Below are 26,247 nucleotides of genomic sequence, written 5' to 3' on the forward strand. Positions count from 1 at the left end.
TGCCTCCTGGGAGCGTGGGTGGTGGGGATGCTGCTCGGGGCGTGCGGGGCGGGTTGTGCGTCAGTGGTATCGGCTCACCGACGATCCGTCAATCATCCGACGGGCAACGGAATTCCCCAGGATTTCCCATGTCAGCGGGCGTGTATATGGGTTTCCTGTGCGGTGGTGCGACCGCCTGCGGTGCGTCAGTGGAGTAGACCAATGGGCGGCTGCGGCCACGCTCGCGGGCACACGAGAACGGGCGTGGGGGAAGCGGAGTGCTCCGCTTCCCCCACGCCCGCGTGGAGTTCACCGATCCACGGCTCCTGCAGCCGCCCGTCCAGAACCACGAAGATCCGCGGTGCACCGTCTTCCTCCCGGGCGCACCGCGGACCCGCGTCCCCGTCAGCGAGTGCCGACCGCCGCACGGACCGCCTTGCGGGCCATGTTGCAGTCGTCGTGCAGCCGGCGCAGCAACAGCCGCTGCTCCTCGCCGGACGGCGCAGCACCGGGGTGGGCCGGAACCGGTGCCGCCGGGGTCTGCTCGTGCAGGGAACGCTGCACGGCCGTCTCGTAGGTACGGATCTCCCGGGTCAGTACGAGCATCAGATTGACCAGGAACGCGTCACGCGCCGTCGGGCCGCCGGACTGCGCGAGCTGACTGATCTGCCGCCGCGCCACCGGGGCGTCGCCCAGCACGGTCCACAGGGTCGCCAGGTCGTAGCCCGGCAGGTACCAGCCCGCGTGCTCCCAGTCCACGAGCACCGGACCCGCGGGGGAGAGCAGGACGTTCGACAGCAGGGCGTCACCGTGGCAGAACTGGCCCATGCCGCCGCGGCCCGAGGTGTGAGCGATGCCGTGCAGCAGCTTCTGCAGGTCGCCCATGTCGCGGTCGGTCAGCAGACCGAGGTCATGGAACCGGTTGATCCGCTCCGCGTAGTCCAGCGGCGCGTCGAAGGTGCCCGCCGGAGGCCGCCACTGATTGAGCCGGCAGATCGCGCCGAGCGCGGCGCGCACGTCCGTCCGCGGAGGTGCCTCGACCGGGTGACGCTGCAGGGCCGCCACCCGGCCGGGCATCCGCTCGATCACCAGCGTGCCGTTGTCCGGGTCGGCCGCGATCAGACGCGGTACCCGCACCGGCGGCCGGTGTCGGACGAACGATCGGTATGCGGCTATCTCGTGCCGGATCCGCTCCGTCCACACGGGGGAGTGGTCCAGTAAACACTTCGCGACGGCGGTGCTGCGCCCGGTGGTTCCGACGAGCAGCACGGAGCGCGCACTGCGGCGCAGCACCTGCACCGGATGGAACTCCGGGCAGATCCGGTGCACCGAGGCGATCGCCGTGCGCAGCTGGGCGCCCTGAGGGCCGGACAAGTCGAGTCTCCCGCTGAGGGGTTGCGTGCCGAGCCCCGGGGCACGACGCGGCCGGCCGACGCCTCCGAGCGCCGCGGTCGCGGGCCGCATGGGGTCGAGGTACGGGCCGCTGCCGGACACCGCCGGACGGGCGGGGCGGGGCGGCCGGGGCGGGGCGGACACGGAGGACGATGCTGCGTACATGGGCGATACAGATCCCTTCGCGTGCCGACGAGTTGCCTGCGCCGCCCGGCCCGGCCGATGCGGTACACCCTGGGGAATGCCCTGCGGCGACCGGGTCGGGGTGGCGCATTCCTACCTGACACCCCGGTGCCGGGAGCACAACAGCTGGCGCACCCTGGCGAACCCTGGCGAATAGTCGCTCAGCAACTGACAGAGGGCTACTGTCAACTTCAGCCGAGAACCTGGGGGCTTACGTGAGCGGACAACCCAACACCCGTCTGAACGACCTGTTCGGCCTGGCCGGCTGGTCCAAGGGCGAACTCGCGCGACTCGTCAACCGGCAGGCGGCGGCCATGGGCCACCCTCAACTGGCGACGGACACCTCGCGAGTGCGGCGTTGGATCGACATGGGAGAGATCCCGCGCGATCCGGTACCGCGGGTGCTGGCGGCGCTGTTCACCGAGCGACTCGGCCGTGTCGTGACCATCGAGGATCTCGGTCTTGTCCGACACGGGCGCACGGGGAAACGGCAGGGCGGCGGGGACCTGGAGCAACAGGGTCCCGACGGAGTGCCGTGGGCGCCCGAGCGGACAGCTGCGGTCCTCACCGAATTCACGGGAATGGACCTCATGCTCAACCGACGCGGCTTGGTGGGCGCGGGTGCCGCGCTCGCCGCAGGATCCGCACTCAGCAGCGCCATGCACGACTGGCTGCACACCGACCCGGCCCTCGCGGCCGACGCCCCCAGGAACCACGATCCCCTGCACGCCGACCCCGCTGGGTTCGACCGCTACGAGGCCGCCCCCATCGGGTCGCAGGAGATCGAGGAACTGGAGCGCTCGGTCGAGGTGTTCCGGGCCTGGGACGCTTCCCGCGGCGGCGGGTTGCAGCGCAAGGCAGTCGTCGGCCAACTCAACGAAGTCGGCGGAATGCTCTCCTACCGCCACCCCGACCATCTGCAGCGGCGCCTGTGGGGCGTCGCCGCCAATCTCGCCGTGCTCGCGGGCTGGATGTCGCACGACGTCGGTCTGGAGCCCACGGCCCAGAAGTACTTCATCATCGCCGCGCACGCCGCGCGCGAGGGCGGCGACCGGCCGCGCGCCGGCGAAGCCCTCTCGCGGGCCGCCCGCCAGAAGATCCACCTGGGCGCGCCCGACGAGGCGCTGGACCTCATGAAGCTGGCCAAGTCCGGTGCGGGCGACGAGGTGTTGCCCCGGACGAGGGCGATGCTCTACACCATCGAGGCCTGGGCACAGGCGTCGATGGGCAAGGGCCAGGCGATGCGCCGCACCCTCGGCGAGGCGGAGGACCTCTTCGTCTCGGACCGGGGTGACGTGGCACCGCCGAGCTGGATGCAGATGTTCGACGAGGCGGATCTGCACGGCATGCAGGCCCTCGCCTACCGCACCCTCGCCGAGCACGAGCCGGGCGCCGCGGTCATCGCACAGCGCCATGCCAGGGAGGCCCTCGAGCTGCGGGCGGGCGGCCGTGACCGTTCGAAGATCTTCGACCACCTGTCGATGGCGTCGGCCTGCTTCATCGCCGACGATCCCGAACAGGCGGACCGGTACGCGCGATTGGCCCTGTCGTCGATGGGATCGAACTCGTCGCATCGCACCTGGGACCGGCTGCGCGAGATGTACCGGCTCACTGGCCAGTTCGCGGGCTATCAGAAGATCGAGGATCTGCGGCGCGAGATCAAGCTGGCCCTGCCGAAGGGAGCGACAGGGAAGCGCGTCCAGGCCTGAGCCCCGGACGAGGATCGGCACATCTTCCCGTACGTCCAGTACGTCGTCAGGAACCGATCCGGGCGACGAGCACGCAGGAGTCGTCGTCGCGCTCATCCGCGCCGAACTCGTCCACGACCAGACGCAGGCACTCCTGTGCGTCACGGGCCGCGGTCAGGCGTGGTGCCAGAGCGCTCCATCGGCCCTCGGCGGTGTCATCGGCTCCGTCGGCTCTGTTGTCGTGCCGCGGCACCAGGCCGTCGGTGTGCAGCAGCAGGACGTCGCCCTCGCGCAGCGTCCGGTCCGCCTGTCCGTAGACGGCGCCGGAGGTCACGCCGAGGAGAACACCCTCAGGAGGCGTGAGCGCACGCCCCGTCCCGTCGCGGAAGAGCAGCGGGGCGGGGTGTCCCGCCTGCGCCCACGCCAGTGTTCGGGCCGCCGGGTCGTACCGGCAGCACAGGGCGCTGGCGAGGGAGGGCCCTGCGGAGGCATCGAGGAGGTGGTTCAGTCTGCCGAGCAGTTCGCCCGGTTCGGCGCCGCAGACGGCCATGCCGCGTACGGCGCCGAGCAGCATCGCCGTGCCGGAGGCGACCGCGACGCCGCGTCCGGCCAGGTCGCCGATCGCCAACAAAGCCTGCCCGTCGGGCAGTTCGATGGCGTCGTACCAGTCGCCGCCGATCAGTCTGTCGGTGGTGGAGGGGAGGTGGAGGGCGGCGACATCGAGTGCGGCCCGGCCGTCGGCCGCGCCGGGGCCGCCGCGCGGGAGCCGCAGGGAGCCACGCCACGGCGGTAGCACGGCTTCCTGCAGCTCGACCGCGAGCCGGTGCTCGGTCTGCGCGATGTGCCGTTGGCGCTGGAGCGAGTCACGGGTCTCACTCACCGCACGCTGGCTGCGGCGCAGTTCGCTGACGTCGCGCACGACCGCCCACATGGAGGTGGTCGAGCCGTCGGCGTCGAGCACGGGCTCGCCCATCATGTGCACCGTGCGCACGGACTCGTCCGGGTGCACGACGCGGAACTCCCCGTCGATCGGCTTGCCGTCGATCAGGCAGTCCGTGACCATCGTGGTCAGCTTCGACTGGTCGTCGGCGTGCACCAGGGCCGGCAGCTCGTCGAGGGTGAGCGCGGGCGCGGCCGGGTCCCGGCCGAAGATCTGGTAGAGCTCCCCGGACCAGCTGGCCTCGTCGGTGAGCAGGTTCCACTCGGCACTGCCGACCCGGCTCAGCAGTGATCCCTGCTGAGACTCGGCGGCGGTGTGCCGGGGCGGCAGTCCGGCACGGGCTGTCGGGTCCTCCCGCAGCTGGGCCAAGTGCCGGTCCAGATCGCTGAGTTGATGCACCGCCAGCTCGTAGAGGGCGCGCTGCCACCGGGTCTCGGCGTCCGCCTCGTCGCCGGTGGAGCCCGCGGTCTCGCGGCGGACCGCGTCGACGTCGCCGAGCAGCCGGCGTGTCTGCGAGATCAGCGCGTCGACCGTGCCACGCTCCGGCGGCTGGCCGGCGGGGCGGTCCGCGAAGACATGGGGGGGCATGACGAACTCCGATGCTGGCACGGGTGGCCGCGGCGGACGGAAGGACCGGTTACGACTTTGGCACAGGCCGCCGGACCCCGTAAGGGATTTGGCCATACACGATGCGGTGGTGCTTCTGGCATATGTCGCAGTCCTCGTAAAGGCCCTTCCCGGCCCTTATGGTCGAACGCACGGCCGGTTCGGCGTACGCCTTGCTGGTCCGTCGGGCCCGCGCGAGTGGCCGAACGGCGTAGCGCTTCCTACGCCGCGGGCCGCCCGCGGCCCCGCCGCCGTGTCACCGGGCGGGTGGCCGTCGTCGAGAGCGTCACTGGTGGGCGGGGTGCCGCCGACTGGAAGGTGTCGTATGCGGCGCCGCTGTGACGGTGCTGAATGACTGCAAGATGCCGCGTGTGCATCGCAAAAAGAATGACCAAGTGGGTTTGTGCGGGATATGGGCACCCGGGTCCGCCGATGTCCGGCGGACCCGAGGTGTCCGAATCTTGTCGCCCCCGTCCCGGCGTCCCGTGCTACGCGGTCGCCGGCGGCGGTGCCGTCGAGCCGCGCACCACGAGCTCGGGCTCGAAGAGCAGCTCGCCGGGCGGCACCGCGCCGCCCTGGATCTGCGCGACGAGCAGCTCGACCGCGGCGCGGCCCATCGCCTCGATGGGCTGGCGCACCGTGGTCAGCGGCGGCTCCGTGCAGTTCATGAACGCCGAGTCGTCGTACCCGACCACCGAGACGTCACCGGGCACCGACAGACCGGCGCGGCGCGCGGCACGCACGGCGCCGAGCGCGATGGGGTCGCTGGCGCAGATGATGCCGGTGATGCCGCGGGCCAGCAGCCGGGCCGCCGCCGCGTGCCCGCCCTCCAGCGAGAACATCGCCCGCTCGACCGCGTCGTCCGGCAGCTTCCCGCCCGCGGCCCGGGCGGCCGCACGCGCCGCGACCAGCTTGCGCCGCGAGGGGATGTGGTCGTCGGGGCCGAGGACGACACCGATGCGCTCGTGCCCGAGGGACGACAGGTGCCGCCACGCCTGCTCGACCGCGACCGCGTCGTCGCACGCCACGCAGGGGAAGCCGAGCCGCTCTATCGACGCGTTGACGAGCACCACGGGAACCTTGCGCTCGGCGAGCCGCTGATAGTGCCCGTGCTCGGCGTCGCCCTGCGCGAACAGGCCGCCCGCGAACACCACGCCGGACACCTGCTGCTGCAGCAGCAGTTCCACGTAGTCCGCCTCCGAGACCCCGCCCTTGGTCTGCGTGCACAGCACCGGGGTGAGCCCCTGCTGGGCGAGCGCGCCGCCGATCACCTCGGCGAACGCCGGGAAGATCGGGTTCTGCAGCTCCGGCAGGACGAGTCCGACCAGTCGGGCCCGCTCGCCGCGCAGCTGCGTCGGCCGCTCGTAGCCGAGGACGTCGAGGGCGGTCAGCACCGCCTGTCTCGTCGCTTCCGAGACACCCGGCTTGTTGTTGAGCACCCGGCTGACCGTGGCCTCGCTGACTCCGACCTTCTTCGCCACCTGAGCAAGTCTGCGCGTCATGGAACGCAAGATTAGCGCAACGCTTGCGACTCGTTTGCGTGCCGGTGGCATCCGTCCGACGGTCGCCGCCTGGGGCCGGTCGTCCGATCAGGCGGCGGACCGGCGGGCCCGGAGTGCTCCGGTGCGGGCGCGGGGAAGGCATGGCCGCGTGAACAACGACACCGCCGACACCGTACGCGAATGGGCCCTGGAGGATCTGCCGGAGCTCACCTTCGATCCGCTGCTGGCCGACGTGCTGCGCGAGGAACCGGTGGCGCGGGTGCGCATGCCGTTCGGGCAGGAGCAGCACGCCTGGCTGGTCACCCGCTACCAGGACGTGCGCCTGGTCACCTCCGACCCGCGCTTCAGCCGCTCCGCGCTCGTCGGCCGCGAGGTCAACGGCATGATGGCGCACCGCGTCGCCGCCACCGTCGGCCTCAACTACGCGGATCCGCCCGAGCACACGCGGCTGCGGAAGGTGATGACGAAGGCGTTCACCGGCCGCACCATGAAGGGGCTGCGGCCCCTCGCCGAGCGCACCGCGGCCGAACTGCTCGACGCGATGGAGGAGGCGGGAGCGCCGGCCGACCTGGTGGCGCACCTGCACGGACCGTTCCCGCTGGCCGTCGTCAGCGATCTGCTGGGCGTCCCGCCCGAGGACCGCGCGCGGCTCGCCGACTGGCCCGACGTGATCCTGTCGGCCGGGCCCGGGCCCAAGTCCAGCGAGGCCGCGAAGGAACGCATGCGGCAGTACATCGTCGAACTCCTCGCCTCGCGGGCGGGCTCGACCGACGACGATCTCGCCTCCGTGCTCGCACGGGCCCGGGACGCCGGTGAGATCAGCGACGCGGAGACCGTCTCCCTGGCCACCGCCGTACTGGTCAGCGGCGCTCACGCGGTCCGCAACAACAGCGCGAACATGGTCTACATGCTGCTCACCCGCCCGGAGCTCGCCGACCGGCTGCGGGCCGAACCCGCGCTGCTGCCGGGGGCGGTCGACGAACTCCTGCGGCACATCCCGCACCGCAACGGCGTGGGGCTGCCCCGCGTCGCCACCGAGGACGTCGAGGTCGGCGGCGTCCTCATCCGCCGCGGCGAAGCCGTCTACGCCTCGTACCTCGCGGCCAACCGCGACCCCGACGCCTTCCCGGACCCGGACACCGTCGACTTCGACCGTACGGGCACGGCGCACCTCTCCTTCGGACACGGCCCGCACCACTGCATCGGCGCGATGCTGGCCCGGATGGAGTCCGAGGTGATGCTGGCCGGGCTGCTCGCCCGCTTCCCCGAGCTGCGTCTCGCGGGCGATCCGGGCGACATCGTCTGGCAGAGCAAGGGGTTCATCCGTGGCCCGCGGGAGCTGCCGGTGACCTGGTGACGGCCACGGGGCCCGTCCGGGTCCCGTCCCTCAGCCGCCGACGGGGCTTGAAATGAGCACCTTTTCGGCCAGCAGTTCCAGCAGGCGCCGGTCGTCCTCGGCGCTGCCCCGGGCCGCGGGGTCTCCCGGATACGTGTCGAAGAGCACGTGGGTGGCCCCCAGTTCCGCGAGCGTCTCCACATCGGCCCGGATCTGCTCGATGCTGCCGTGCCCCAACGGCCGGTCGTCCGTGTCGGGCACGGACCCCACCGCCACCTGGACGCGCGGCGCGAACTCCGGCACCGGGCGCCCCGCCCGCTCCGCCTCCTCCGCCAGCCGGGGCAGCCGCTCGCGCAGCCCCGCGAGCGTCGGCCGGAACGGATGCCACGCCTCGCCGAGCCGCGCCGCCCGGCGCAGCGCCGCGGGGGAGTCGCCGCCCACCCAGACCGGCAGGTGCGGCGACGTCGCGGGGGCCGGCGCCGTGCGGACGCCCTCGAAGGACACGTACCGCCCCTCGAAGCTGCACGGGTCCTGCGTCCAGGCCGCCCGGATCGCGGTGAGGTACTCGTCGGTGATGGCCCCGCGCTCCTCGAACGGCACGCCCAGCGTGCGGTACTCGGCGGCCGACCAGCCGACGCCCGCGCCGAGGACGAACCCGCCGTCGGTCAGCTGGTCCAGGTTGGCGGCGAGCCGGGCCGTGTGCAGCGGATGCCGGTAGGGGATCACGGTGATCGTCGTGCCGAGAGCGAGGCCGGGCACCCGTCCGGCGAGATGGGCCGCGAGCAGGAACTGGTCGTAGAACGGGGCCGGGTAGACGGAGTGCACGTCCGGGGTGACCGCGATGTGGTCCGAGATCATCGCGAGGGTGAACCCGAGGTCACGGGCGTCCGTGGCCTGGCGTACCAGGTTCTCGGGGGTCGTGCCGGAGCCGAAGTTGAGGAGGTTGACGCCGTATCGCATGACGCGAAGTCTTGATCATTTGAGGCGGGGCGTCGAAGCCGGGCGATCAGTTCAAGCCGCGCGCCTCCCGCTGCCGGGATCGTCCGCGGCTCCGGACAGGCGCGCGGCCGTGCCGTCGGGTCAGCTCTCCGGCAGCGCGAAGATCCCGTAGCCGAATCCGTCCGCCTTGACCGTGACCCCGTCCCCGGTCACTCGCACGCCGTCCGCCTCGACCTCCCGCGCCCCGGCCAGCCGCTGGTCGTCCGCGCTCCAGCTCTGTTGCTGCGCGCCTGGATTGACGACCACGAGGAACCGGTCCCCGCGGACGTACACGAAGGGATGGCCGTCGTGCAGCACCTCGACGGGGGAGTCGTGGCCCAGCGCCGGGCTGGACCTGCGCAGTGCGACGAGACGGCGCACGAGATGCACCAGGGAGTGCTCGTCGGCGCGCTGCGCGGCGACCGAGGGGCGGTGCGGGTCGGGGTCGAGCGGCAGGTAGAAGCGCTCCTCGGGCGCGGTCGAGAAGCCGGCGCCCGGACCGTCGTCCCACTGCATCGGCGTACGGGAACCGGCCCGGTTGTAGTGCGGGCCGAGGACGCTGCCCTCGGTGTCGGGCAGGCCCGGCACGTACCGCATGCCGATCTCGTCGCCGTAGTAGATCGCCGGGAGCGTCGGCCAGGTGAGCTGGAACGCGAACGCTGCCGGGAGCTGACCGGCCGTGCGGGGACCGCAGTTGAGGCGGGAGAAGTCGTGGTTGGCGGTGGGCAGGGACACGAAGCCGGTGTCGCCCAGGGCGGTGGTCGCCGCGCGCCAGGCCTCGACGAACGGGCGGGGTGATCCGCGTCCCGAGGCGTCGAAGAAGCAGTCCAGCGGATCCCACGCGTCATTGATCGTGCCCGCCCCGTTGTTCCAGAGCGAACGCATCGGCAGGCCGTCCGCGGGGCCACCGAACTGGAGGAAGAAGTCGGCGTGGAATCCGGCCGGTACGGACACCTGCGGGTCGCCCCACTCGGACAGCAGAACCGCCTGCGGATGAGTGCGGTCGAGCCAGTGCCGCAGCTCGGTCCAGACGGCCGAGGTCGCCCGCTTGTCCGGGTCGTCCTTCACCAGCGACGCCGCCATGTCGACCCGGAACCCGGACAGCCCCAGACGCAGCCAGTGGTCCATGATGTCGCGCAGCGCCGCCCGGTTGGCGCGCGGCCCCTCGGCATCCACCGGCTGCCGCCAGGGCTCCTGCGAACTCTCGCGGGCGTAACCGAAGTTGAGGGCGGGCTGCGAGTCGAAGAAGTTCGGCAGATACGCGCCCGCACGAGTGCCGGGGGAGGGCACGAAGCCGTCCGGGACGCCGTCCGCGGTCCAGATGTAGCGGTGGTCGGCGGTGTCGTCCACGGCCGCGCGGAACCAGGGGTGCCGGTCCGAGGTGTGCCCGGCGACCAGGTCGAGCAGCACCCGGATGCCGCGCCGCCCGGCGAGATCCACCAGCTCGGCCAGGTCGTCGCCGGAGCCGTAGCGCGGAGCCACCGTCAGATGGTCCGCCACGTCGTACCCCGCGTCGCGGAAGGGCGACACGAAGCACGGATTGATCCAGACGGTGTTGACGCCGAGCCAGGCCAGATGGTCGAGCCGTTCGACGATGCCGCCCAGGTCACCGATCCCGTCCCCGTCCGAGTCGGCGAACGACTGGGGGTAGATCTGGTAGAACACGGCGTCGGACAGCCAGGCCGGGGCGGGGCGGAACGCGGTCATGGAGCGCCAACTGCCTTTCGGTCGAGGGAGATCGAGCCTACGAGCAGTGGCGGACCAGGGCTAGCGGGCCGGTCCGGGTCTCACGTGTGCGGGACGACCGCGATCGGGCTGGTCACGTGATGCACCACGGAATGCGCCGTGCAGCCCAGCCGGGCCGTGGCGCAGCTGCGCCCGATCACCGTGAGGCTCGCCGCCGTCGACGCCTTCAGGAGGTGGTGGCCCGGCTGCCCGTACACCAGCCGCTCCACCACCGGGACCTCCGGGTACTTCGCCCGCCACACCTGGAGCGCGCCCGCCAGGGCCCGGCGGCGCAGCGTCTCGCGGCGCGCCGCGTCCCCCGGCAGCGCCGCGCCCTGCGAGTCGCCACGCAGCGGCGGCAGGGTCCAGGCGTGCAGGGCGTGCAGCTCGGTGCCGCGCAGGGCCGCCGCCTCGAAGGCGTACGACAGCACCTCGTCGGCGGGGGCCGTCACGTCGAGGCCGACCACCACCGGCAGGAACCCGGGGCCGTCGTGGACGTGCTCGTCCTGCGGGAGTTCGCCCGCCCGCACCAGGACGACCGGCCGGTCGGCCTGTGCCGTCACGGCGAGTGCCACCGAGCCGACGAGGAACCCGGCGTACCCCGTGAAGCCGCGCGAGCCCAGGACCAGTGTCTCGGACACGGTGGCCGCTTCCAGGAGCGCGGTGATCGGCGGCGCGCTGCGACGGCGGGCCAGGATCTCCAACGCGGGGTGCGCGTAGGCGAGTTGAAGTGCGACGCGGTCGAGGACGCCGCGCCCCGGCAGATCGACGTCGGCCAGCGGCGGCGCGAGCCGCTTTCCGCTGTCGGCGTGCAGCAGGCGCAACGGCAGGCCGCGCCGCAGCGCCTCGCGAGCCGCCCAGTGGGCGGCGTCCATGCTCTCCCGCGAACCGTCCGTCCCGACGGTCAGGACGCGCATGCTGGTCATGGCGGAACCTCTCGATGACGTGAGCGGTGTGCTCCGTCGCGGGTTCCACGCAAGAGAGCGGTCACGCGTGTCCGTCCCCAGGAACCGGGTGCACGGCGAGAGCCGTGCGCCGGGCACGTCGCCGCGTGCGGGAGCAGGCGTGCCTCGGACCATCTCACCCGCGCCGTTTCCGTCGGCAGAGGCGGACCGGCCCTGGGCGAGGGGTCGTTCGGCCCCTGTGCCGCGCCGCCCGCCCGCGCGAGCGTGAGGCAGGGAGGCGGCCATGAAGAGGTACTGGCCGAGCCGGGTATGGCGGGGCAACCCGCTGCGCCGCAGGTCGGATGTGGTCGAGGCCTGGGCGGCGCTGCTGCTCGGCGTGCTCGCCCTCCTGGTCGCGCCGGCCCTGGGCGCGGTGAGCGGCTGCGCGGCGCACGCGGACGCCCGTGACCACGCCCGCACCCAGCTCGCCGCCCGCCATCAGGTCCGGGCCCGACTCCTCGACGACGCACCGGAGTTCACGCCCTCCGCCGACGGTGTCCAGCACATCCCGACCTATCCGGTGACGGTGCGCTGGACCGACCGGGAGGGCCGCACGATCACCGCCCTCGCCCCGGTCGAGGCCGGCCTGGAGCACGGCGACGCCGTCACGGTCTGGCTCGACGCGCGCGGCGATGTCACCACGGCACCGTGGAACGGCGACGACATCTGGTCGCGCACCGTCGCCAGGGCGCTCCTCGTCACCACGACCGTCGCCGGGCTCGCCGTCGCCGTCCGGCTCGTCCTGCACCGCATTCTCGACCGCCTCCGACTCGCCGGCTGGGAACGGGAATGGCGACGCGTCGGACCCGACTGGGGACGCCGCCCGACCTAGGGGGGCACCCGAGGCCCCGGACCGTGGACGAGCAACAGGGGCGGCGCCCCGGATCCGACAGGCCCCCAGGCCAGAGCCGTTCGGCCCCTGGGCGCGCAGGTCGCGGACGGCGATCGTCGAGGTATCGCACGACGGCGGTCCGGACCAGTGCGACTTTCGCAGCCCGGGCCCGGCGTCGAGCCACGGTGCCCGGGTCGCGGACGCCGGAGGGAAGATCTCCCGGCCGTCGTGCCGAGCCCCGGAAGGAGGCCGCTCATGACCGCCATGGCCCCGCGCATGAGCCAGACCCTGCCCGACGAGCACCACGGCCGGCTGATGCGCATCGCCCGCGAGGTGGCCTTCCCGCAGGGCACCCGCCTCTTCGACGCGGGCTCGCGCGCCGACCGGTTCTGGATCGTGCGCAGCGGCAGCGTCGCCCTCGACATACCGCTGCCGGGACGGCCCGCGCCCGTCGTCGACTCCCTCGGACACGGCGAGCTGATCGGCTGGTCCTGGCTGTTCCCGCCCTATGTGTGGCAGCTCGGCGCCGCGGCCGAAACCCCGGTGCGCGCCTACGAGTTCGACGCGTTCACCGTCCGCCTGATGTGCGCCTCCGACCCGGCGCTCGGCTCGTTCGTCGCCCAATGGGTCGGCCGGGTCCTCGCCCACCGGCTGAGCGTCACCCGGTCCCGGCTCCTCGACGTCTACGCGCCCTACGGATACGACGCGGCGTGACGGCGCCGCGCGCGGGACCGATCGGGACCGTTCGGCCCTGGCGGATCACCCCTCACGGCCCCAGGATCTAGGGACACCACATCCGAGGGGGACGTATGCCTCAGCCACCCGGTTTCTCCGCGGACCGGCCCATTCGCATCCTGCTCCTCGACGACCACGAAGTGGTCCGCCGCGGCCTGCGGGATCTGCTGGGCGCCGAACCCGACATGGAGGTCGTCGGGGAGGCGGCGACCGCCGCGCAGGCCCTCACCCGGGGGCCCGCGCTGCGGCCCGACGTCGCCGTGCTCGACGTCCGCCTGCCCGACGGCGACGGCATCACCATCTGCCGTGAACTACGCGCACTGTTGCCCGAGTTGAGCTGCCTGATGCTGACGTCGTTCGATGACGACGACGCGCTCCTGGACGCCATCATGGCCGGAGCGGCGGGCTATGTCCTCAAGCAGATCAAGGGCTCCGACCTGGTCTCCGCGGTACGCACCGTCGCCTCGGGCCAGTCGATGCTCGACCCTGCGACGACGGCGCGACTGATGCGGAGCCTGCGCGGGCCCGAGGCCGGTGAGGCGGGGCAGGTCGGCGCCGGCCCCGCCGCCGACAGCCAGCTCGCCGAACTCACCGAGCGGGAGCGGGACATTCTCACCCTCGTGGGGGAGGGGCTCACCAACCGGCAGATCGGTCTGCGGCTGTTCCTGTCCGAGAAGACGGTGAAGAACAACATCTCCCGGCTGCTGGCGAAGCTGGGGGTGGAGCGACGGATCCAGGCGGCGGTGATGGCCAGCAGACTGCCGCCGCCCCGGTAGCCGGCGCTGTCAGCCCCCGTCCTTCAACGGCACCTGCCACTCCAGGCGGGTGCCCCCGGCCTCCCGTGCCGTGGTCGTGAGCGTGCCGCCCCGGCCCCGCGCACGTGCCGCCAGATTCGCCAGACCGCTGCGGTGCCCGTCCGGCGTGTCCGGGATGCCGACGCCGTTGTCCTCCACGGTCAGGGTCAGGGCCCGGCCGCGTACGACGAGCGCGACCTCGGCGGAGGTCGCCCGCGCGTGCCGCGCCACGTTCGTCAGGGCCTCGCCGAGGACCGCCACGACGTCGTCGCCGACGGGGGCCGGCACATCCACGTCGATCAGACCTTCCATGCGCAGCGCCGGAGTGAAGCCGAGCACGCGCGCCGCGTCCTCGATGACCCGTACCGTGCGCATCCGCAGCCCGGCGGCCGTCTGCGGCGCCTCCTGCTCGCGCAGCCCGAAGATCGTGGAACGGATGATCTTGATGGTGGTGTCCAGATCGTCCACGGCCCGCATCAGCCGCTCGGCCGCCTCCGGGTGCTGCACGAACCGCTGCGCGCTCTGCAGCGTCATGCCGGTCGCGAACAGCCGCTGGATCGCCAGGTCGTGCAGGTCCCGGGCGATACGGTCACGGTCCTCCAGGAGGCTCATCTGCTCCGCGTCTCGCCGCCGGTCCGCCAGTTCCAGGGCGAGTGCGGCCTGTCCCGCGAACCCGACCAGCGGCGCCAACTCGGCCGCGGCGAAAGGCTGTCGCTCGGCGCGGCGGGCGAGCGTCAGCACCCCGCGGACACTCGCGTTCGTGCCGATGGGCACGGCGACGGCGGGGCCGACGCCCTCCCAGCGCGCCGGCTGGTAGGTGATCCGCGGATCCTTGCGCACGTCGTCCGTCGTGACGAGCTCGCCGGCCGCCAGCGCGGCGCCCGCGAAGGTGCCCCTGCGCGGCAGCGTCACATCGTGGTGGGCCGCGGCGAACTCCCCGAGGGCCAGGGTCTCGTGGAGTTCGTCGGTGCCCGGGACGACGAGCGCCACCATCCCGAGGTCCGCGGCGGCGATCTCCCGCGCACGCTCCACCATCAGGTGCAGGACCGGCATCTCCGCCGTGCCGGACAACAGGCTGCCGGTGAACTCCGCGCTCAACTGGATCCACTGCTCGCGCAGTTGGACCTCCTCGTACAGGCGCGCGTTCTCGATCGCGACGCCCGCCGCGGCGCCCAGCGTCTGGAGGACCGCGACATCCTCGTCGTCGAAGTCGATACCGCCCCGCTTCTGGGTGAGGTACAGGTTGCCGAACACGTCGTCGCGCACCCGGATCGGGACGCCCACGAAGGTGTGCATCGGCGGATGGTGCGCGGGGAACCCGGACGACGCCGGACTGTCGGCCAGGTCGGACAGCCGCAGCGGCTCGGGATGCCGGATCAGCTCACCGAGCAGCCCGTGCCCGGACGGGAGGTCGCCGATCCTGGCCCGCTGGTCGTCACTGATGCCGACCGGCAGGAACTGCGACAGCCTGCGCCGGTCCTCGCCGATGACGCCCAGGGCGCCGTACTCGGCGTCGACCAGCACCACCGCCGCCTCCACGATGCGGCGCAGCACCTGGGAGAGGTTCAGTTCCTGACCGACCGACAGGACCGCTTCCAGGAGACCTTGGAGGCGGTTGCGGGTGCCGCGCACGGCGTCGATCCGGACCTGGAGTTCCTCCAGCAGTTCGTCGAGCCGCAGCCTCGGCAGGGGCCCGGTCCCCCGTGCAGCGTCGTCGCCCATCCGACCTCCGCGGGACCTAGGGTGCACGTTCTTCCACTCACGGTAGCGGCTGGTGTCCCCGCCGTGACCTGCTTCGTCACAGCTCGGGTGACGGAACGGGCGCGTCCGGCTCCGTGGCGCGGTGCAGCGCGGCTATCTGGGCACGGGAGGTGAAACCGAGCTTGGTGAGGATGTGCTCCACATGGGAGTCGATCGTCCGCTTGGACACGACCAGCTCGGCCGCGACCTCCCGATTGGTCAGACCCTCGCCGACGAGCGCGGCGACCTGCCGCTCGCGCGGCGTGAGTCCGTCGGCGGGCCCCGTGCGCTGCGGCGGCACGTCCGGGGCGGCCGCCGACTCGTCGGTCAGGGCCAGGTCCACCACGGTGTCCAGGGGAAGCAGGCCGCCCTCCGTGAACGCGTGGTGGTAGCCGTCGGCGCCCAGCGCGGACCGTGCCTGAGCCGCGGCACCCGCGTGCAGCGCGTGCAGCACCGGGATCCCGAACCTCGCCTCCTTCGCGGACCGGCGCCACAGCGCGTCCGCGGCGCCCTGGAGCAGGGCGACCCGCTCGAAGTGCCGCAGTTGTGCCGCGTGCCAGGCGAGCCCCTCCATGAAGTGGGCGATGCCCAGCAGGTCGTGCAGCGCCGCCTTGCTGAGCATGCCCTCCCGTGAACACGCGACGGCGGCCTCGTGATCGCCCTGCAGCCACAGCCCGACGCTCTTGACCCACAGGGCCCAGCCCCGGGCCCACTGCTCGGCCGGGTGCGCGGCACCGCGCACGAGGGAGTCGTCGCACCAGGCGATGCCCTTCTCGTGGTCCCCGGACAGGATCATCATGAACCCGCCGTAGAAGCCGAGCATCAGCAGGCCGGTGTCGTCGCCGAGCGCCGTCATCCGGGTGCGCACCTCCTCGAAGTCGGCGGCGCAGCCCTCCATCCGGCCGAGGAAGTAGCGGCGGTGCGCCTGGAAGGCGAGTGTCCACGCGGCGCCGACCGGGTCGTCGATGCGCGCGGCGATCTCCGCGGCCTCCTCCAACAGAGCCTTGTTGAGGCCGCGTTCACCCTGGATGTCCATGTACCAGCTGGTCAGCCACAGCGCCTTGACCCGTTCGGGACTCTCGTCGCGGCAGCCGTCCAGGGTGCGGCGCAGCCAGTAGCGGCCCTCGGTGAGCAGGCCCGTGGCGTGCCAGTACCCCCACAGGGCTGTCGCCATCCGCAATCCCTGACAGGAGAGCGGGGGCGAGGCCACGCAGTACTCCAGGGCGATCCGGACGTTCGCCCGGTCGCGCACCAGTGCCCGCAGCAGCGGGATCTGCGCGTCGCCCGTCCACTCCTCGTCGAAGGACCGGGCCACGTCCAGGAAGTACGCGAGGTGGCGGCGCCGGGTGGGCTCCTCGTCGCCGAGCGCCGCGAGCTGCTCCAGGCCGAACTCGCGGATCGTGTCGAGCATGCGGTAGCGGGTGCCGTCGGGGGTCTCCACCCTGATCACGACCGACTTCTCGACCAGGCCGATCAGGGCGGGCAGGACGTCGTCGGCCGGCAGCGCGGCGTCGCCGGCCGGGTCCGCGCAGACGGACTCAGCGGCCTGCAGGCTCAACTCGCCCGCGAACACGGACAGTCGGGACCACAGCAGCCGCTCCGACGGCGTGGACAGGTCGTGGCTCCAGCCGATCGCGGTGCGCAGTGTCTGGTGGCGCGGCATCGAGGTGCGGCGCCCGCCCGTCAGGAGCCGGAACCGGTCGTCGAGGCGGGTCAGCATCTCGTCGAGGGAGAGCACCCGCAGCCGGGACACGGCGAGTTCGATGGCGAGCGGTATCCCGTCGAGGCGACGGCACAGGGCCAGCACGTCGGCCCGGTTGTCGTCGCTGAGTGTGAAGCCGGGCACCGCCGCCGATGCCCGGTCCGCGAACAGGTCCAGCGCGTCGCAGCCTGGCTCCGTGCCGACGGCCGACGGCTCGGGCACGCTCAGCGGCCCGATCGCGAGGACGTGCTCGCCGGCCACGTCGAGCGGCTGCCGGCTCGTCGCCACGATCCTCAGTCCCGGTGCGGCGCGCAGGAGTTCGTCGCACAGCACCGCGCACGCGTCGACCAGGTGCTCGCACGTGTCGAGCAGCAGCAGGAGGTTCCGGCCCTCCAGATAGTCGGCGATCACCTCGATCGGCGGGCGGGCCGTCTGCTCGGGCAGGTCGAGCGCGGCGGCGACGGTGTTCGCGAGCAGCTCCGGGTCGCTCAGCGCCGAGAGCTCCACCAGGTGCACCCCGGACGGGAAGCGGTCGCGCAGTTCGTAGGCGGAGCGCACCGCGGTGCGGGTCTTGCCGACGCCCCCGGGGCCGGTCAGCGTCACGAGCCGGGCCCGTGTCAGCACGTCGGCCAGCTGTGCCAGCTCTCGTCGCCGGCCGACGAAACTGGTTGCCTCGGCGGGCAGTTCACCCGACGTGCGACGGCCGGAACTGCGGTTCATGAGAGGTCTCACTCCGTACGGTGCGGGCAGCGACGGACAGGACGGCGCGCCTTGTGCCCTCACGCTAGAAGGATCCGGTCGTGTTCCGGACAGCTTCACCGGATCGCCACGCGCACGGGCGGCAGAGGTGGGAAACTACCCCGCCGCGCAGGTCTGTCCGTGCCACGATCCGGAGGCCTGGAGTGCATTCGGTACGCACTTCAAAGAATCCGTCACACAGTGCATCCGAATGGCTACACTTCACGGAACGTCACACCGGCCGCGCCGCCATCGCCCGCCGGATCCGATGGCCCGGCTCGCTCTTGGAAGGCCCCCATGACGACCCGCCCGCGCACGACCAGCTCGCTCCCGGACACGGTCGGCACCCTGAAGGTCAGTGCCCGCCGCCTGACCTCGGGTTCCGGGCGTGACGGCAGCAGCGGCGGCGACGTGCACGGCGTCGTCGACACCCCGTTCGGTACCCGGCTGCTCATCGGCGACGTCATGGGCAAGGGGCCCGAACTGTCCCGCACTGCCGACTCCGTGCTCCAAGCATGGCGTCAACTGGCGCTGGTCCAGCGCTCGTTGGAGGTACTCGCGGTACGCCTGCACTCCCTGGTCGCCCATTCGGACGAGCCCGACCGGTTCGTCACGGCCACCCTCGTGACCGTGGTCCCGGACGGCTCCGCCGAACTCGTCTGCTGCGGCCATCCGCCTCCCCTGCTGCTCCGCGACGGCGGCGCGGTGCCCGCCGCCGTGCCCGCCCCGGCGCCCCCGCTCGGCCTGCTCGACCTGGCCCACGGCTGGTGCGCGGCCCAGCCGATACCGCACAGCGCCTGGGACCGGATGCTGCTCCACACGGACGGCGCCTCCGAGGCCCGCGACGCCACCGGCACCTTCTACCCGCTCGCCGAACGCGCCGCCGAGCTGAGCTCCACGCCCCTCACCGGCTTCACGGCCGCGCTCGCCGCGGACCTGCTCCACCACGCGCAGGGGCAGTTGCAGGACGACGCCTCGCTGCTGGCCGTGGAGCCGCTGCACCCCCGCAGCAGGTAGCGGCCGTCGGCCCGGCACCACCTCCCGGAGGGCGGACCGTTCCCTCCGTTTGCGGACCCGGGCTCGGGGCACACGGGCGTCGAACCCGCCGCGCCACGACAAGGAGCCCCGCCGATGCTGCTGGCCCACCCCACCCTGCTGGCCGATCTGATCCGCCAGTACGAGGCGCTCATCGCCCTCGACGCCGACGCAGGCGGCGCCGAGGCCCGGCGCCGCCTGGACGACGTGACGTACACGCTCTGCGTCGCCACGGGGACCCGCGACATCGACACCGCCCTGGTCGCGGCCCGGCACCGGCTGCCCGGTGCCCGCGTCCACGACGACTCGCTCATCGGGGCGCCCCGCCCCCAGGGGGCGGCGCGCCCGCAGGCGTCAGGGGTATGACACCACCGTCGACGGCACCGTGTCGGTGCCCGACGTGGCCGCGCCGATGTCGTTGATCACGTGCTCGAACTGGCCCTGTCCGCCCAGTGACACGACCAGCAGACCGTGGAACTTCACCCCCGGCGTGTTCGGTGCCGCGAAGCCGTGGTCCTGCCGGATCGCCGGGTTCACGTTGTAGTAGCAGTACGAACCGAGTCCCCATCCCTCGTGATTCGTCACGGAGTCGGCGACCTTGTACGCGGCGAAGCCCTTCACCGAGCCGTTCTGGATCGCCGCCTGGTCGGGGGCGTCGTACGCCTTCTCGTTCTGGAAGAAGATCGTGCGTCCGCGCTCGCCGTTCCACTGCACGTCGTACTTGTTGAAGTGCTCCACGAACAGGCCGGTGGCCAGCACGTCGTCGCCGTTGACCACGATGCCGTAGTCGGCGCGGTTGGTGTCCCAGCCGACGCCGTCACCGTGGTCGGCGCGCCACACCCAGGTGTGGTCGACGATGGTGTGCCGCGCGTTGATCACCATGCTGGTGGTCGCCTTGCCGGCGCCCGCGCCACCGATCCGGACGAAGACGTCCTGCACGGTGATCGGGTCGCCGGAGTGGTCCGCGGACGCGCCCTGCGGGCCGACCTCCAGCAGGGTGGGGGAGTTGACGGTCCCCGCGTCGATCAGGAATCCGGCGAGCCGCACCCCGTCCACGTCGGCCACCTTCAGCGCGCCCACCCCGCCGTCCGGGACGAGCGTGGCGTAGCCGAGACCGAGGACGACCGTGCCCGCGCGGTCCACCTGGATCGGGGCGTCCAGGTGGTAGACACCGGGCGTCAGCAGGAGGTGGAGGCCCTGGGACAGGGCGCTGTTCAAGGTGCCCGCGCTGTCCCCGGGCTTCGCCACGTAGAACTGGTCGAGCGGCACCGAGGTGCCGCGCGGGGTGCCGCTGCCCCAGCTGGTGCCGCGGGCGTTCGTCCGCTTCTCCGGCAGGAACACCTTGTAGTCCGCGCCGTCCAGGTACAGGAACGGCTTCTCGCGGGAGACCGGCGTCGTGTCGAGCGTGGTGTACGGCGGGTCGGGGAAGCTCTGCGCGGGCGCGCCCTCGACACCGGAGAACACCATGTTCCAGACGGCGTTGAGCCAGCCGCCGACGGACGAGTCGCGGGTGTACCACTGCTGTTGCGAGTAGGGGCCCACGCTGCCGTCGATCCGGCTGTCCGCGATGTAGCCGCCGCTGGCCCAGCCGTAGCCGTCGGGCGCCAGGTTGAGGCCGCCGCGCACGTGCATCCGGCGGAACGGCGCCGCCTGCGAGACCGCCCACCGGTTCGTGCCGTTCACCGGCACCAGCGCCAGGTTCTCCGCGCTGCGCCAGAAGTTCTGGGTGGCGTTTCCGTTGAACCACCCCGCGTCGACCGTCACGTCCCCGTTGATGGTCGTGTCGTCGGGGGACAGGCCCAGGCCCGCTATCGAGGTGTAGAAGCCGAGTTGGGCGTTCAGACCGCTGTACGAGCCGGGCTTGAACAGCAGCGCGTAGCGCCCGGCACCGAACTGCGCCGACTCCTGCTGCTTGAAGATCTCGTCGAGCTTGGCCTGGATGCCGGGCGTGGCGGGATCGAACACGATCACGTTGGGCCCGAGGTCGCCACCGCCGGCGAGTGTCTCGCGGGGTGCGGCCGGGGCCGCGGACGCGACCGCCGAGCCCAGCGCGGGGAGGGCTGCTGAGACGGCGGCCGCGCCGAGGACGCTGCGGCGGGACAAGGGCATGGGGAGGTGGGGGAGGTGGGGCACAGCGGCTCTCCTGGTTCATGAAGTGAACGAGTGGGGGTGGTGGGAGCGCTCTCCTGGCGTGGCATGTTTCAGGTGCGTGAATCCAGCGTCAAGAGTTGTGACCGAAGTTCGCGGGATTCGTGGGGTCTCAGTGTCAACAAAAGCCGCGGAAAGGGTAGTTGGGGCTTCAGGAGGTGATGGAAAGCGCGTGCGCGCCGTGTTCCTCGCAGGTCCCTGTTGACACGCGGCGGGGCGCCTCGTACGTTCCGCCGAGAGCGCTCTCCCTTCCGAGTCCGTGAGGGTTTCCGTGAAGGAGAGACATGCGTCGCCACCTCCTGCTGCTCAGCACCACCGCGGTCCTGGCCGCCCTGGCCACGGCTGTCGCGCCCCCGACCACCGCCGCACCCCGCACCGCCGCGGTGGCAGCCGACTGGAACACCGACCTCGCCGCGGCCGCGTACGCCGCGAACCCCGCCTCCGTCACCGCGTCCGGCAGCGAGAACGCCGGGACCGGTCCCGGCGCCGCTGTCGACGGTGACGCGGGCTCCCGCTGGTCCAGCACCTTCTCCGACAACGCCTGGCTGCGCGTCGACCTCGGCGCGACCCTGCGCATCGACCGCGTGACCCTCGACTGGGAGGCCGCCTACGGCAAGCAGTACGCCCTGGAAGTCTCGAAGAACGGCACCGACTGGCAGCCCTTCTACACCGAGGACGCCGGCACCGGCGGCAGTGTCACCGCGCACACCTACCCGCAGGAGGTGACGGGCCGCTACGTCCGCCTGCGCGGCATCGAGCGTGCCACGCCCTACGGCTACTCCCTCTACTCGTTCAAGGTGTACGGGGGCGCCCCGGCCCCCGCCTCCACGACCCGCACCAACCTCGCCCTGCACCACCCCGCGTACAGCAACTACTACCAACACGCCGGGAACTCACCGGCGTTCGTCACCGACGGCGGCAGACCCGCCGACCTGAAGGCCGACCAGAGCCGCTGGTCCAGCGACTGGAACGCGGACCGCTGGGTCTCGGTCGACCTGGGCGCCGCCTCCACCATCGACACCGTCGACCTGTACTGGGAGGCCGCGTACGCCGTCGACTACGAACTCCAGGTCTCCGACGACAACAGGACCTGGCGCACGGTGTACCGCCCGAGCGCCGCAGAGGTCGCCGCCCGCCGCGCCGACATCAAGTCGCCCGGCGACGCGGCCGGCCGCCGCGACACGGTCCGCCTGCCCACCCCCGCGACCGGCCGCTACGTCCGGATGCTCGGCAAGGAACGCCGGTCCTTCTACAACCCGGCCCCGGCCACCGCCCAATTCGGCTACTCACTCTACGAGTTCGAGGTCTGGGGCACCGGCGGCAGCGCCGGCGCCGCGTACCCGCCGCTGCCGGGCGCCCAGTCGGGCACGTACCGCACGACGTTCTTCGACGACTTCACCGGCGCCGCTCTCGACCGCTCCAAGTGGCGCGTCGTGCGCACCGGCCAGGAGATGGGTCCGGTCAACGGCGAGTCCCAGGCCTACGTCGACTCCACCGACACCGTCCGCACGGCGGGCGGCAACCTGGTCCTCGCGGCCAAGTACTGCAAGGGCTGCACTCAGGCCGGCGGCGGCACCTACGACTTCACGTCCGGCCGCATCGACACCCACACCAAGCTCGACTTCACCTACGGCAAGGTCAGCGCACGGATGAAGCTGCCGGTCGGGGACGGGTTCTGGCCCGCTTTCTGGCTGCTCGGCAGCGACGTGGACGATCCGTCGGTGTCCTGGCCCGCGTCCGGCGAGACCGACATCATGGAGAACATCGGCTACGGCGACTGGACCAGTTCGGCGCTGCACGGCCCCGGCTACTCGGCGGACGGCAACATCGGCGCGCTCCAGCACTATGCCGACGGCGGCCGCGCCGACCAGTGGCACACCTACGGTGTCGAGTGGACGCCGACCGAGATGCGCTTCACCGTCGACGACCGCCTCGTCCAGCGCACCACCAGGAACAAGCTGGAGTCCACGCGCGGCCAGTGGGTCTTCGGCCACAACCAGTACCTGATCCTCAACCTCGCGCTCGGCGGCGCCTACCCGGCCGGCTGGAACAAGGTCACCCAGCCCTACTGGGGTCTGCCGCAGTCGAGCGTGGACGCTGTCGCGCGCGGCGGTGTCCAGGCGGAGGTGGACTGGGTGCGGGTGGAGCAGAAGGGGTGACCGCCTAGACCGCGAGGGTGCCCCGGCCGGTGGTCTCCTCCTCGAGCACCTGCGCGGCCCGGTCCGGGGACGACTGCCACAGGGTCGTCACCGGCTCCCAGACGCGCACGCCGGCCGGGGCGCCCAGCTTCAGCGCCTGGAACGTACGCCCGTCGTGGTCGGGAACGGCGGCGACGTTCACGTACATCACGGTGCGGGCCTCCTTCTCGGCGTCGTCGGAGTCCGACACCGAGCGGACCGCCGCGTAGGCGGTGCCGTGCGCGGCCAGCGTCCGGCCCGCGTGCGGCACCGTCGGCAGCGGCAGGGCCGCCCCGTCCAGATCGCCGTAGGTGATCGTCGGGACGCGGTCGACGAGGCAGGCCCGCGCCGAGTCGTTGCGCACGCTCAGCTTCAGGACGTCGTCGGCGTCGTCGGACGGCTCGGCGCGCACCGTGAGGTCCTTCTCGGCGCAGCGCGGCAGCTCGGCCCGGGCCGCGGCAGCGGGAGCGGCGAGTGCGGCTGGCGCGGCCAGGGCGGTCAGGGTGAGGGCGGCCGCCATGGCCGCGGTGACGTGACGAGCGCGCATCGGGGGTCCCCACTCCGTGGTCGGTGGTCCGTCATGACGCACTGCGACGGGCACATGGAGTAATAAAAGGTAACTCTGTCGCAATACGGACAAGTGAGCCTATCCTGGATGTGCGGCTTTGTGTATGGCGGCGTCGTTTTCGATCATGGACCTTCCCGTCGAGAACCACGCCCTCCTCGGGGACCTGGAGACTGCCGCGCTGGTCGGCAGCGACGGGTCCGTCGACTGGCTGTGCCTGCCCCGCTTCGACTCGCCCGCGGCCTGCGCCGCCCTCGTCGGCAGCCCTGCCAACGGCTTCTGGCGAGTCGCCCCCGTCGGCCCGGCCGCTCGCGCGCACCGGGCCTACCGCGCCGACACCCTCGTCCTGGACACCGTGTGGGAGACGCCGGACGGCGCCGTGCGGATCACGGACTTCATGCCGCCGCGCGCCACCCGCCCCTGCCTCGTGCGCCGGATCGAGGGGGTCCGCGGCACCGTCGCGGTCCGCGGTGTCCTGCGGCTGCGTTTCCACCAAGGACGCGTCGTGCCCTGGCTGCGGGCCGTGGGGCCCTGCACGGTCGCCGTGGCCGGGCCCGACGCGGTGTGGGTCCGCACCGAAGGCCACGGCCGGGAGACCCTCGATGCCGCCACCGGCACCAGCACCCTCGATGCCACGGTCACCGCGGGGCAGAACTGCACCGTGACCCTGGTCTGGGCTCCCTCGCACCTGGCCGAACCGCCGGCCGAGGCGACCGTGCCCGCGCCGACCCTCCTCAAGGAGACCCTCGCGTTCTGGCGCCGCTGGACCGCGACCTGCGCCTACCAGGGCCCCTGGCGGCCTGCTGTCGTGCGTTCCCTGATCACGTGGAAGGCCCTCACCTACGCCCCCACCGGCGCCGTACTGTCCGCGCCGACGACCTCGCTGCCGTACGGGCCCGACGGCGAGCACGACGGGGACGGCCGCTCCTGCCGGCTCGACGGCTTCGCCCGCGCCCTCGTCACCCTGCTGCGCTGCGGCCTGCGCGAGGAGGCGACACGGTGGCTGGAGTGGCTGCTGCGCACCACCGCCGGGGACCCCGGCGCACTGCAGGCGGTCTACGGGCTCGCGGGCGAGCGGCGTCTGCGGCAGACCGAGGCGCCCTGGCTCGCGGACGGCCCTGCCGGGTACCGGGTGCGCTTCGGTGACGCCACGGCGCATCGCCTCCGCCTCGACGCCTACGGGGAGGTCCTCGCCGCCCTCCACACGGCGCTGCTCGCAGGGCTTCCCGTGCCGGGACTGCGCTCGGGGCGGTTCGCGGCGGACCTGACCCGGGCGGTCGCGCGGGCCTGGCCGGACGCGGGGCCCGGCATCGATGCCCGCTCGGGTGTCCTGGCGTGGGCGGCGCTCGACCGGGGAGCGCGTGTCTCCGAACTGCTCGGCCGCCCCGACGACGCTGCCCACTGGGCGGACCTTCGGGAGGCGATCCGGCGGCAGGTCACGAGTGACGGAGCCGGGGTCCCCGCCGACCTGCTGATGCCGGGGCTCGGCCTCCTGCCCTCCACGCACCCCCGCGTCCGGGCCGCCCTCGACGCGCCGCAGGAGGCCGCGCCCCGCGTCGCCGACACGCTGCTCCGCGCGCAGGGCCTCGCCGGAACGGGGCGCGTCCCCGCGGCCGTGGCCGCCTTCGAGCGGGTCCTCGCCGGCCGCAATGACCTGGGGCTGCTCGCCGAACGCCGGGATCCGCGCACGGGCCGGCGTCTCGGCAACGCGCCGAGCGCGGCGAGCCACCTCGCGCTCGTCGACACGGCCCTCGCCCTGAGCGCGGCTCAGCGCCTGACCGCCGACAGGAGCACCATGCCGGAGTCCCCGTAGTCGGGCAGGGTCGGGTCGGCGTCGATGCGCGTCACGGTCAGCTCCCCGGTCAGCGGCGCGAACACGGACCGGACGGTGTGCACGTCGACCGGGCAGCCCGGCCAGACGGTCGTCTCGCCGATCCGGTACGTCGGCATGTTCTCCATGAACGCCGCGACCACCGTCCCGCCGGGCACGACACACCGGACGAACTGCCGGCACAGCGCGGTGAACTCGGCGAAGTCCTCGGTCACGCCCTCGGCGACGAAGTTCATCGACGCGAGTCCATACCGCCCCTGTGGCACCGCGCGCACATCGCCGTGGACCACGCGGACCCGGGCCAGCGCCGCGCCCGGCGAGGCGGGGATCCGGGGGTCGAGGTCCCGCGCGAGCGCGTGGAACGGCGACCAGCTGGCGTCGGGCCCCTCGGTCAACTGCCGCCTCAGATAAGCGACGTTGGCTGCCCCAGCCTCCACGGCGTCCGTCCGCCGGCACACCGCCGCGCCCAGCATCAGCGGATACAGGTTCGGCCCGGCGCCGAACTCCAGCGACCGCTCCACACTGTCCGTGTCCAGCCTCCGGTAGCAGGCGCTGTGATGCGCGATCACGGCAGCATCCGAGGGGTGCAGTTCCCGGTAGTTCTCGGCGAGGTAGGCGTCGACCGGCCAGCCGTCCCAGTCGACGTCGTCGTTGAACGTCCGCGCGGGCACCGGCCG

The 26,247-nt window shown here is 72.5% G+C and carries 20 protein-coding genes; 9 read left to right on the forward strand and 11 right to left on the reverse strand.

The window, feature by feature from the left end; genetic code table 11:
• Positions 1-384 precede the first annotated feature (384 nt).
• Entirely contained in the window at positions 385-1,536 is a 1,152-nt protein-coding gene (locus ACQUQD_RS37845) for an aminoglycoside phosphotransferase family protein (protein ID WP_428956740.1), read from the reverse strand.
• A gap of 233 nt (positions 1,537-1,769) precedes the next feature.
• Here ACQUQD_RS37845 and ACQUQD_RS37850 point away from each other — a divergent pair, with 233 nt between their 5' ends.
• A complete protein-coding gene (locus tag ACQUQD_RS37850) occupies positions 1,770-3,263 on the forward strand; it encodes a DNA-binding protein NsdB (RefSeq protein WP_428956741.1) in 1,494 nt (497 codons plus the stop codon).
• A 46-nt stretch (positions 3,264-3,309) separates the two neighbouring features.
• On the opposite strand, the gene ACQUQD_RS37855 is transcribed toward ACQUQD_RS37850, so the two are convergent.
• On the reverse strand, positions 3,310-4,770 hold the full coding sequence (locus ACQUQD_RS37855; RefSeq protein ID WP_428956742.1) for a PP2C family protein-serine/threonine phosphatase: 1,461 nt from the start codon (positions 4,768-4,770) through the stop codon (positions 3,310-3,312).
• 506 nt (positions 4,771-5,276) lie between these two features.
• Positions 5,277-6,290: a LacI family DNA-binding transcriptional regulator gene (locus ACQUQD_RS37860; RefSeq protein WP_428956743.1), complete on the reverse strand. Its 1,014-nt coding sequence runs from the start codon at positions 6,288-6,290 to the stop codon at positions 5,277-5,279.
• A 148-nt stretch (positions 6,291-6,438) separates the two neighbouring features.
• Here ACQUQD_RS37860 and ACQUQD_RS37865 point away from each other — a divergent pair, with 148 nt between their 5' ends.
• Positions 6,439-7,647 (forward strand): cytochrome P450, encoded by a 1,209-nt coding sequence (locus ACQUQD_RS37865; protein WP_428956744.1) that lies wholly within the window; start codon positions 6,439-6,441, stop codon positions 7,645-7,647.
• A 30-nt stretch (positions 7,648-7,677) separates the two neighbouring features.
• Here ACQUQD_RS37865 and ACQUQD_RS37870 read toward each other — a convergent pair whose 3' ends face one another.
• The 3 genes from ACQUQD_RS37870 to ACQUQD_RS37880 form a co-directional block, all read right to left on the reverse strand.
• The gene (locus ACQUQD_RS37870) at positions 7,678-8,586 is read right to left on the reverse strand and encodes a TIGR03619 family F420-dependent LLM class oxidoreductase (RefSeq protein ID WP_428956745.1); all 909 of its coding nucleotides are present in this window, start codon (positions 8,584-8,586) and stop codon (positions 7,678-7,680) included.
• A gap of 120 nt (positions 8,587-8,706) precedes the next feature.
• Positions 8,707-10,311, reverse strand: a complete 1,605-nt coding sequence (locus ACQUQD_RS37875) for an alpha-amylase family glycosyl hydrolase (protein WP_428956746.1) — start codon at positions 10,309-10,311, stop codon at positions 8,707-8,709.
• A gap of 80 nt (positions 10,312-10,391) precedes the next feature.
• Positions 10,392-11,255: a universal stress protein gene (locus ACQUQD_RS37880; RefSeq protein ID WP_428956747.1), complete on the reverse strand. Its 864-nt coding sequence runs from the start codon at positions 11,253-11,255 to the stop codon at positions 10,392-10,394.
• Positions 11,256-11,517: 262 nt separating this feature from the next.
• Between ACQUQD_RS37880 and ACQUQD_RS37885 the strand changes: the two genes are divergently transcribed.
• The 3 genes from ACQUQD_RS37885 to ACQUQD_RS37895 all read left to right on the forward strand — a co-directional run bounded on the left by ACQUQD_RS37885 (position 11,518) and on the right by ACQUQD_RS37895 (position 13,616).
• A complete protein-coding gene (locus ACQUQD_RS37885) occupies positions 11,518-12,105 on the forward strand; it encodes an Rv1733c family protein (RefSeq protein ID WP_428956748.1) in 588 nt (195 codons plus the stop codon).
• Positions 12,106-12,360: 255 nt separating this feature from the next.
• Positions 12,361-12,819: a Crp/Fnr family transcriptional regulator gene (locus tag ACQUQD_RS37890; RefSeq protein WP_428956749.1), complete on the forward strand. Its 459-nt coding sequence runs from the start codon at positions 12,361-12,363 to the stop codon at positions 12,817-12,819.
• 95 nt (positions 12,820-12,914) lie between these two features.
• The gene (locus tag ACQUQD_RS37895; protein WP_428956750.1) at positions 12,915-13,616 is read left to right on the forward strand and encodes a response regulator; all 702 of its coding nucleotides are present in this window, start codon (positions 12,915-12,917) and stop codon (positions 13,614-13,616) included.
• Between the two features lie 9 nt (positions 13,617-13,625).
• Here the strand turns inward: ACQUQD_RS37895 and ACQUQD_RS37900 are convergent, their stop codons facing one another.
• Entirely contained in the window at positions 13,626-15,356 is a 1,731-nt protein-coding gene (locus ACQUQD_RS37900) for a sensor histidine kinase (protein WP_428956751.1), read from the reverse strand.
• 76 nt (positions 15,357-15,432) lie between these two features.
• The gene (locus ACQUQD_RS37905) at positions 15,433-17,796 is read right to left on the reverse strand and encodes an ATP-binding protein (RefSeq protein ID WP_428956752.1); all 2,364 of its coding nucleotides are present in this window, start codon (positions 17,794-17,796) and stop codon (positions 15,433-15,435) included.
• Between the two features lie 315 nt (positions 17,797-18,111).
• Here ACQUQD_RS37905 and ACQUQD_RS37910 point away from each other — a divergent pair, with 315 nt between their 5' ends.
• Together ACQUQD_RS37910 and ACQUQD_RS37915 are read left to right on the forward strand one after the other, a co-directional pair.
• Entirely contained in the window at positions 18,112-18,831 is a 720-nt protein-coding gene (locus ACQUQD_RS37910) for a PP2C family protein-serine/threonine phosphatase (protein ID WP_428956753.1), read from the forward strand.
• Between the two features lie 114 nt (positions 18,832-18,945).
• Positions 18,946-19,215 (forward strand): DUF5133 domain-containing protein, encoded by a 270-nt coding sequence (locus ACQUQD_RS37915; RefSeq protein WP_428956754.1) that lies wholly within the window; start codon positions 18,946-18,948, stop codon positions 19,213-19,215.
• Here ACQUQD_RS37915 and ACQUQD_RS37920 read toward each other — a convergent pair.
• Entirely contained in the window at positions 19,204-20,958 is a 1,755-nt protein-coding gene (locus ACQUQD_RS37920; protein WP_428957754.1) for a coagulation factor 5/8 type domain-containing protein, read from the reverse strand. The two genes, ACQUQD_RS37915 and ACQUQD_RS37920, sit on opposite strands and share 12 nt — an antisense overlap.
• A 323-nt stretch (positions 20,959-21,281) precedes the next feature.
• Here ACQUQD_RS37920 and ACQUQD_RS37925 point away from each other — a divergent pair, with 323 nt between their 5' ends.
• Positions 21,282-23,156, forward strand: a complete 1,875-nt coding sequence (locus ACQUQD_RS37925; RefSeq protein ID WP_428956755.1) for a discoidin domain-containing protein — start codon at positions 21,282-21,284, stop codon at positions 23,154-23,156.
• Positions 23,157-23,160: 4 nt separating this feature from the next.
• Here ACQUQD_RS37925 and ACQUQD_RS37930 read toward each other — a convergent pair whose 3' ends face one another.
• A complete protein-coding gene (locus ACQUQD_RS37930; protein ID WP_428956756.1) occupies positions 23,161-23,721 on the reverse strand; it encodes a DUF4232 domain-containing protein in 561 nt (186 codons plus the stop codon).
• A 145-nt stretch (positions 23,722-23,866) separates the two neighbouring features.
• Here ACQUQD_RS37930 and ACQUQD_RS37935 point away from each other — a divergent pair, with 145 nt between their 5' ends.
• Positions 23,867-25,552 (forward strand): glycoside hydrolase family 15 protein, encoded by a 1,686-nt coding sequence (locus ACQUQD_RS37935; RefSeq protein ID WP_428956757.1) that lies wholly within the window; start codon positions 23,867-23,869, stop codon positions 25,550-25,552.
• On the opposite strand, the gene ACQUQD_RS37940 is transcribed toward ACQUQD_RS37935, so the two are convergent.
• Positions 25,507-26,241 carry a class I SAM-dependent methyltransferase gene (locus tag ACQUQD_RS37940; protein WP_428956758.1) on the reverse strand — a complete coding sequence of 245 codons (735 nt, stop codon included), beginning with the start codon at positions 26,239-26,241 and terminating at the stop codon, positions 25,507-25,509. The two genes, ACQUQD_RS37935 and ACQUQD_RS37940, sit on opposite strands and share 46 nt — an antisense overlap.
• Positions 26,242-26,247 lie beyond the last annotated feature (6 nt).

This window comes from Streptomyces sp. cg35 (assembly GCF_050410835.1).
Classification (GTDB): domain Bacteria; phylum Actinomycetota; class Actinomycetes; order Streptomycetales; family Streptomycetaceae; genus Streptomyces.

What these genes read in the sequence shown, in the direction of transcription:
- ACQUQD_RS37845 (WP_428956740.1), bottom strand. Translation starts at nt 1,536, where the DNA reads ATGTACGCAGCATCGTCCTCCGTGTCCGCCCCGCCCCGGCCGCCCCGC.
- ACQUQD_RS37855 (WP_428956742.1), bottom strand. Translation starts at nt 4,770, where the DNA reads ATGCCCCCCCATGTCTTCGCGGACCGCCCCGCCGGCCAGCCGCCGGAG.
- ACQUQD_RS37860 (WP_428956743.1), bottom strand. Translation starts at nt 6,290, where the DNA reads ATGACGCGCAGACTTGCTCAGGTGGCGAAGAAGGTCGGAGTCAGCGAG.
- ACQUQD_RS37870 (WP_428956745.1), bottom strand. Translation starts at nt 8,586, where the DNA reads ATGCGATACGGCGTCAACCTCCTCAACTTCGGCTCCGGCACGACCCCC.
- ACQUQD_RS37875 (WP_428956746.1), bottom strand. Translation starts at nt 10,311, where the DNA reads ATGACCGCGTTCCGCCCCGCCCCGGCCTGGCTGTCCGACGCCGTGTTC.
- ACQUQD_RS37880 (WP_428956747.1), bottom strand. Translation starts at nt 11,255, where the DNA reads ATGACCAGCATGCGCGTCCTGACCGTCGGGACGGACGGTTCGCGGGAG.
- ACQUQD_RS37885 (WP_428956748.1), top strand. Translation starts at nt 11,518, where the DNA reads ATGAAGAGGTACTGGCCGAGCCGGGTATGGCGGGGCAACCCGCTGCGC.
- ACQUQD_RS37890 (WP_428956749.1), top strand. Translation starts at nt 12,361, where the DNA reads ATGACCGCCATGGCCCCGCGCATGAGCCAGACCCTGCCCGACGAGCAC.
- ACQUQD_RS37895 (WP_428956750.1), top strand. Translation starts at nt 12,915, where the DNA reads ATGCCTCAGCCACCCGGTTTCTCCGCGGACCGGCCCATTCGCATCCTG.
- ACQUQD_RS37900 (WP_428956751.1), bottom strand. Translation starts at nt 15,356, where the DNA reads ATGGGCGACGACGCTGCACGGGGGACCGGGCCCCTGCCGAGGCTGCGG.
- ACQUQD_RS37905 (WP_428956752.1), bottom strand. Translation starts at nt 17,796, where the DNA reads ATGAACCGCAGTTCCGGCCGTCGCACGTCGGGTGAACTGCCCGCCGAG.
- ACQUQD_RS37910 (WP_428956753.1), top strand. Translation starts at nt 18,112, where the DNA reads ATGACGACCCGCCCGCGCACGACCAGCTCGCTCCCGGACACGGTCGGC.
- ACQUQD_RS37915 (WP_428956754.1), top strand. Translation starts at nt 18,946, where the DNA reads ATGCTGCTGGCCCACCCCACCCTGCTGGCCGATCTGATCCGCCAGTAC.
- ACQUQD_RS37920 (WP_428957754.1), bottom strand. Translation starts at nt 20,958, where the DNA reads ATGCCCTTGTCCCGCCGCAGCGTCCTCGGCGCGGCCGCCGTCTCAGCA.
- ACQUQD_RS37925 (WP_428956755.1), top strand. Translation starts at nt 21,282, where the DNA reads ATGCGTCGCCACCTCCTGCTGCTCAGCACCACCGCGGTCCTGGCCGCC.
- ACQUQD_RS37930 (WP_428956756.1), bottom strand. Translation starts at nt 23,721, where the DNA reads ATGCGCGCTCGTCACGTCACCGCGGCCATGGCGGCCGCCCTCACCCTG.
- ACQUQD_RS37935 (WP_428956757.1), top strand. Translation starts at nt 23,867, where the DNA reads ATGGACCTTCCCGTCGAGAACCACGCCCTCCTCGGGGACCTGGAGACT.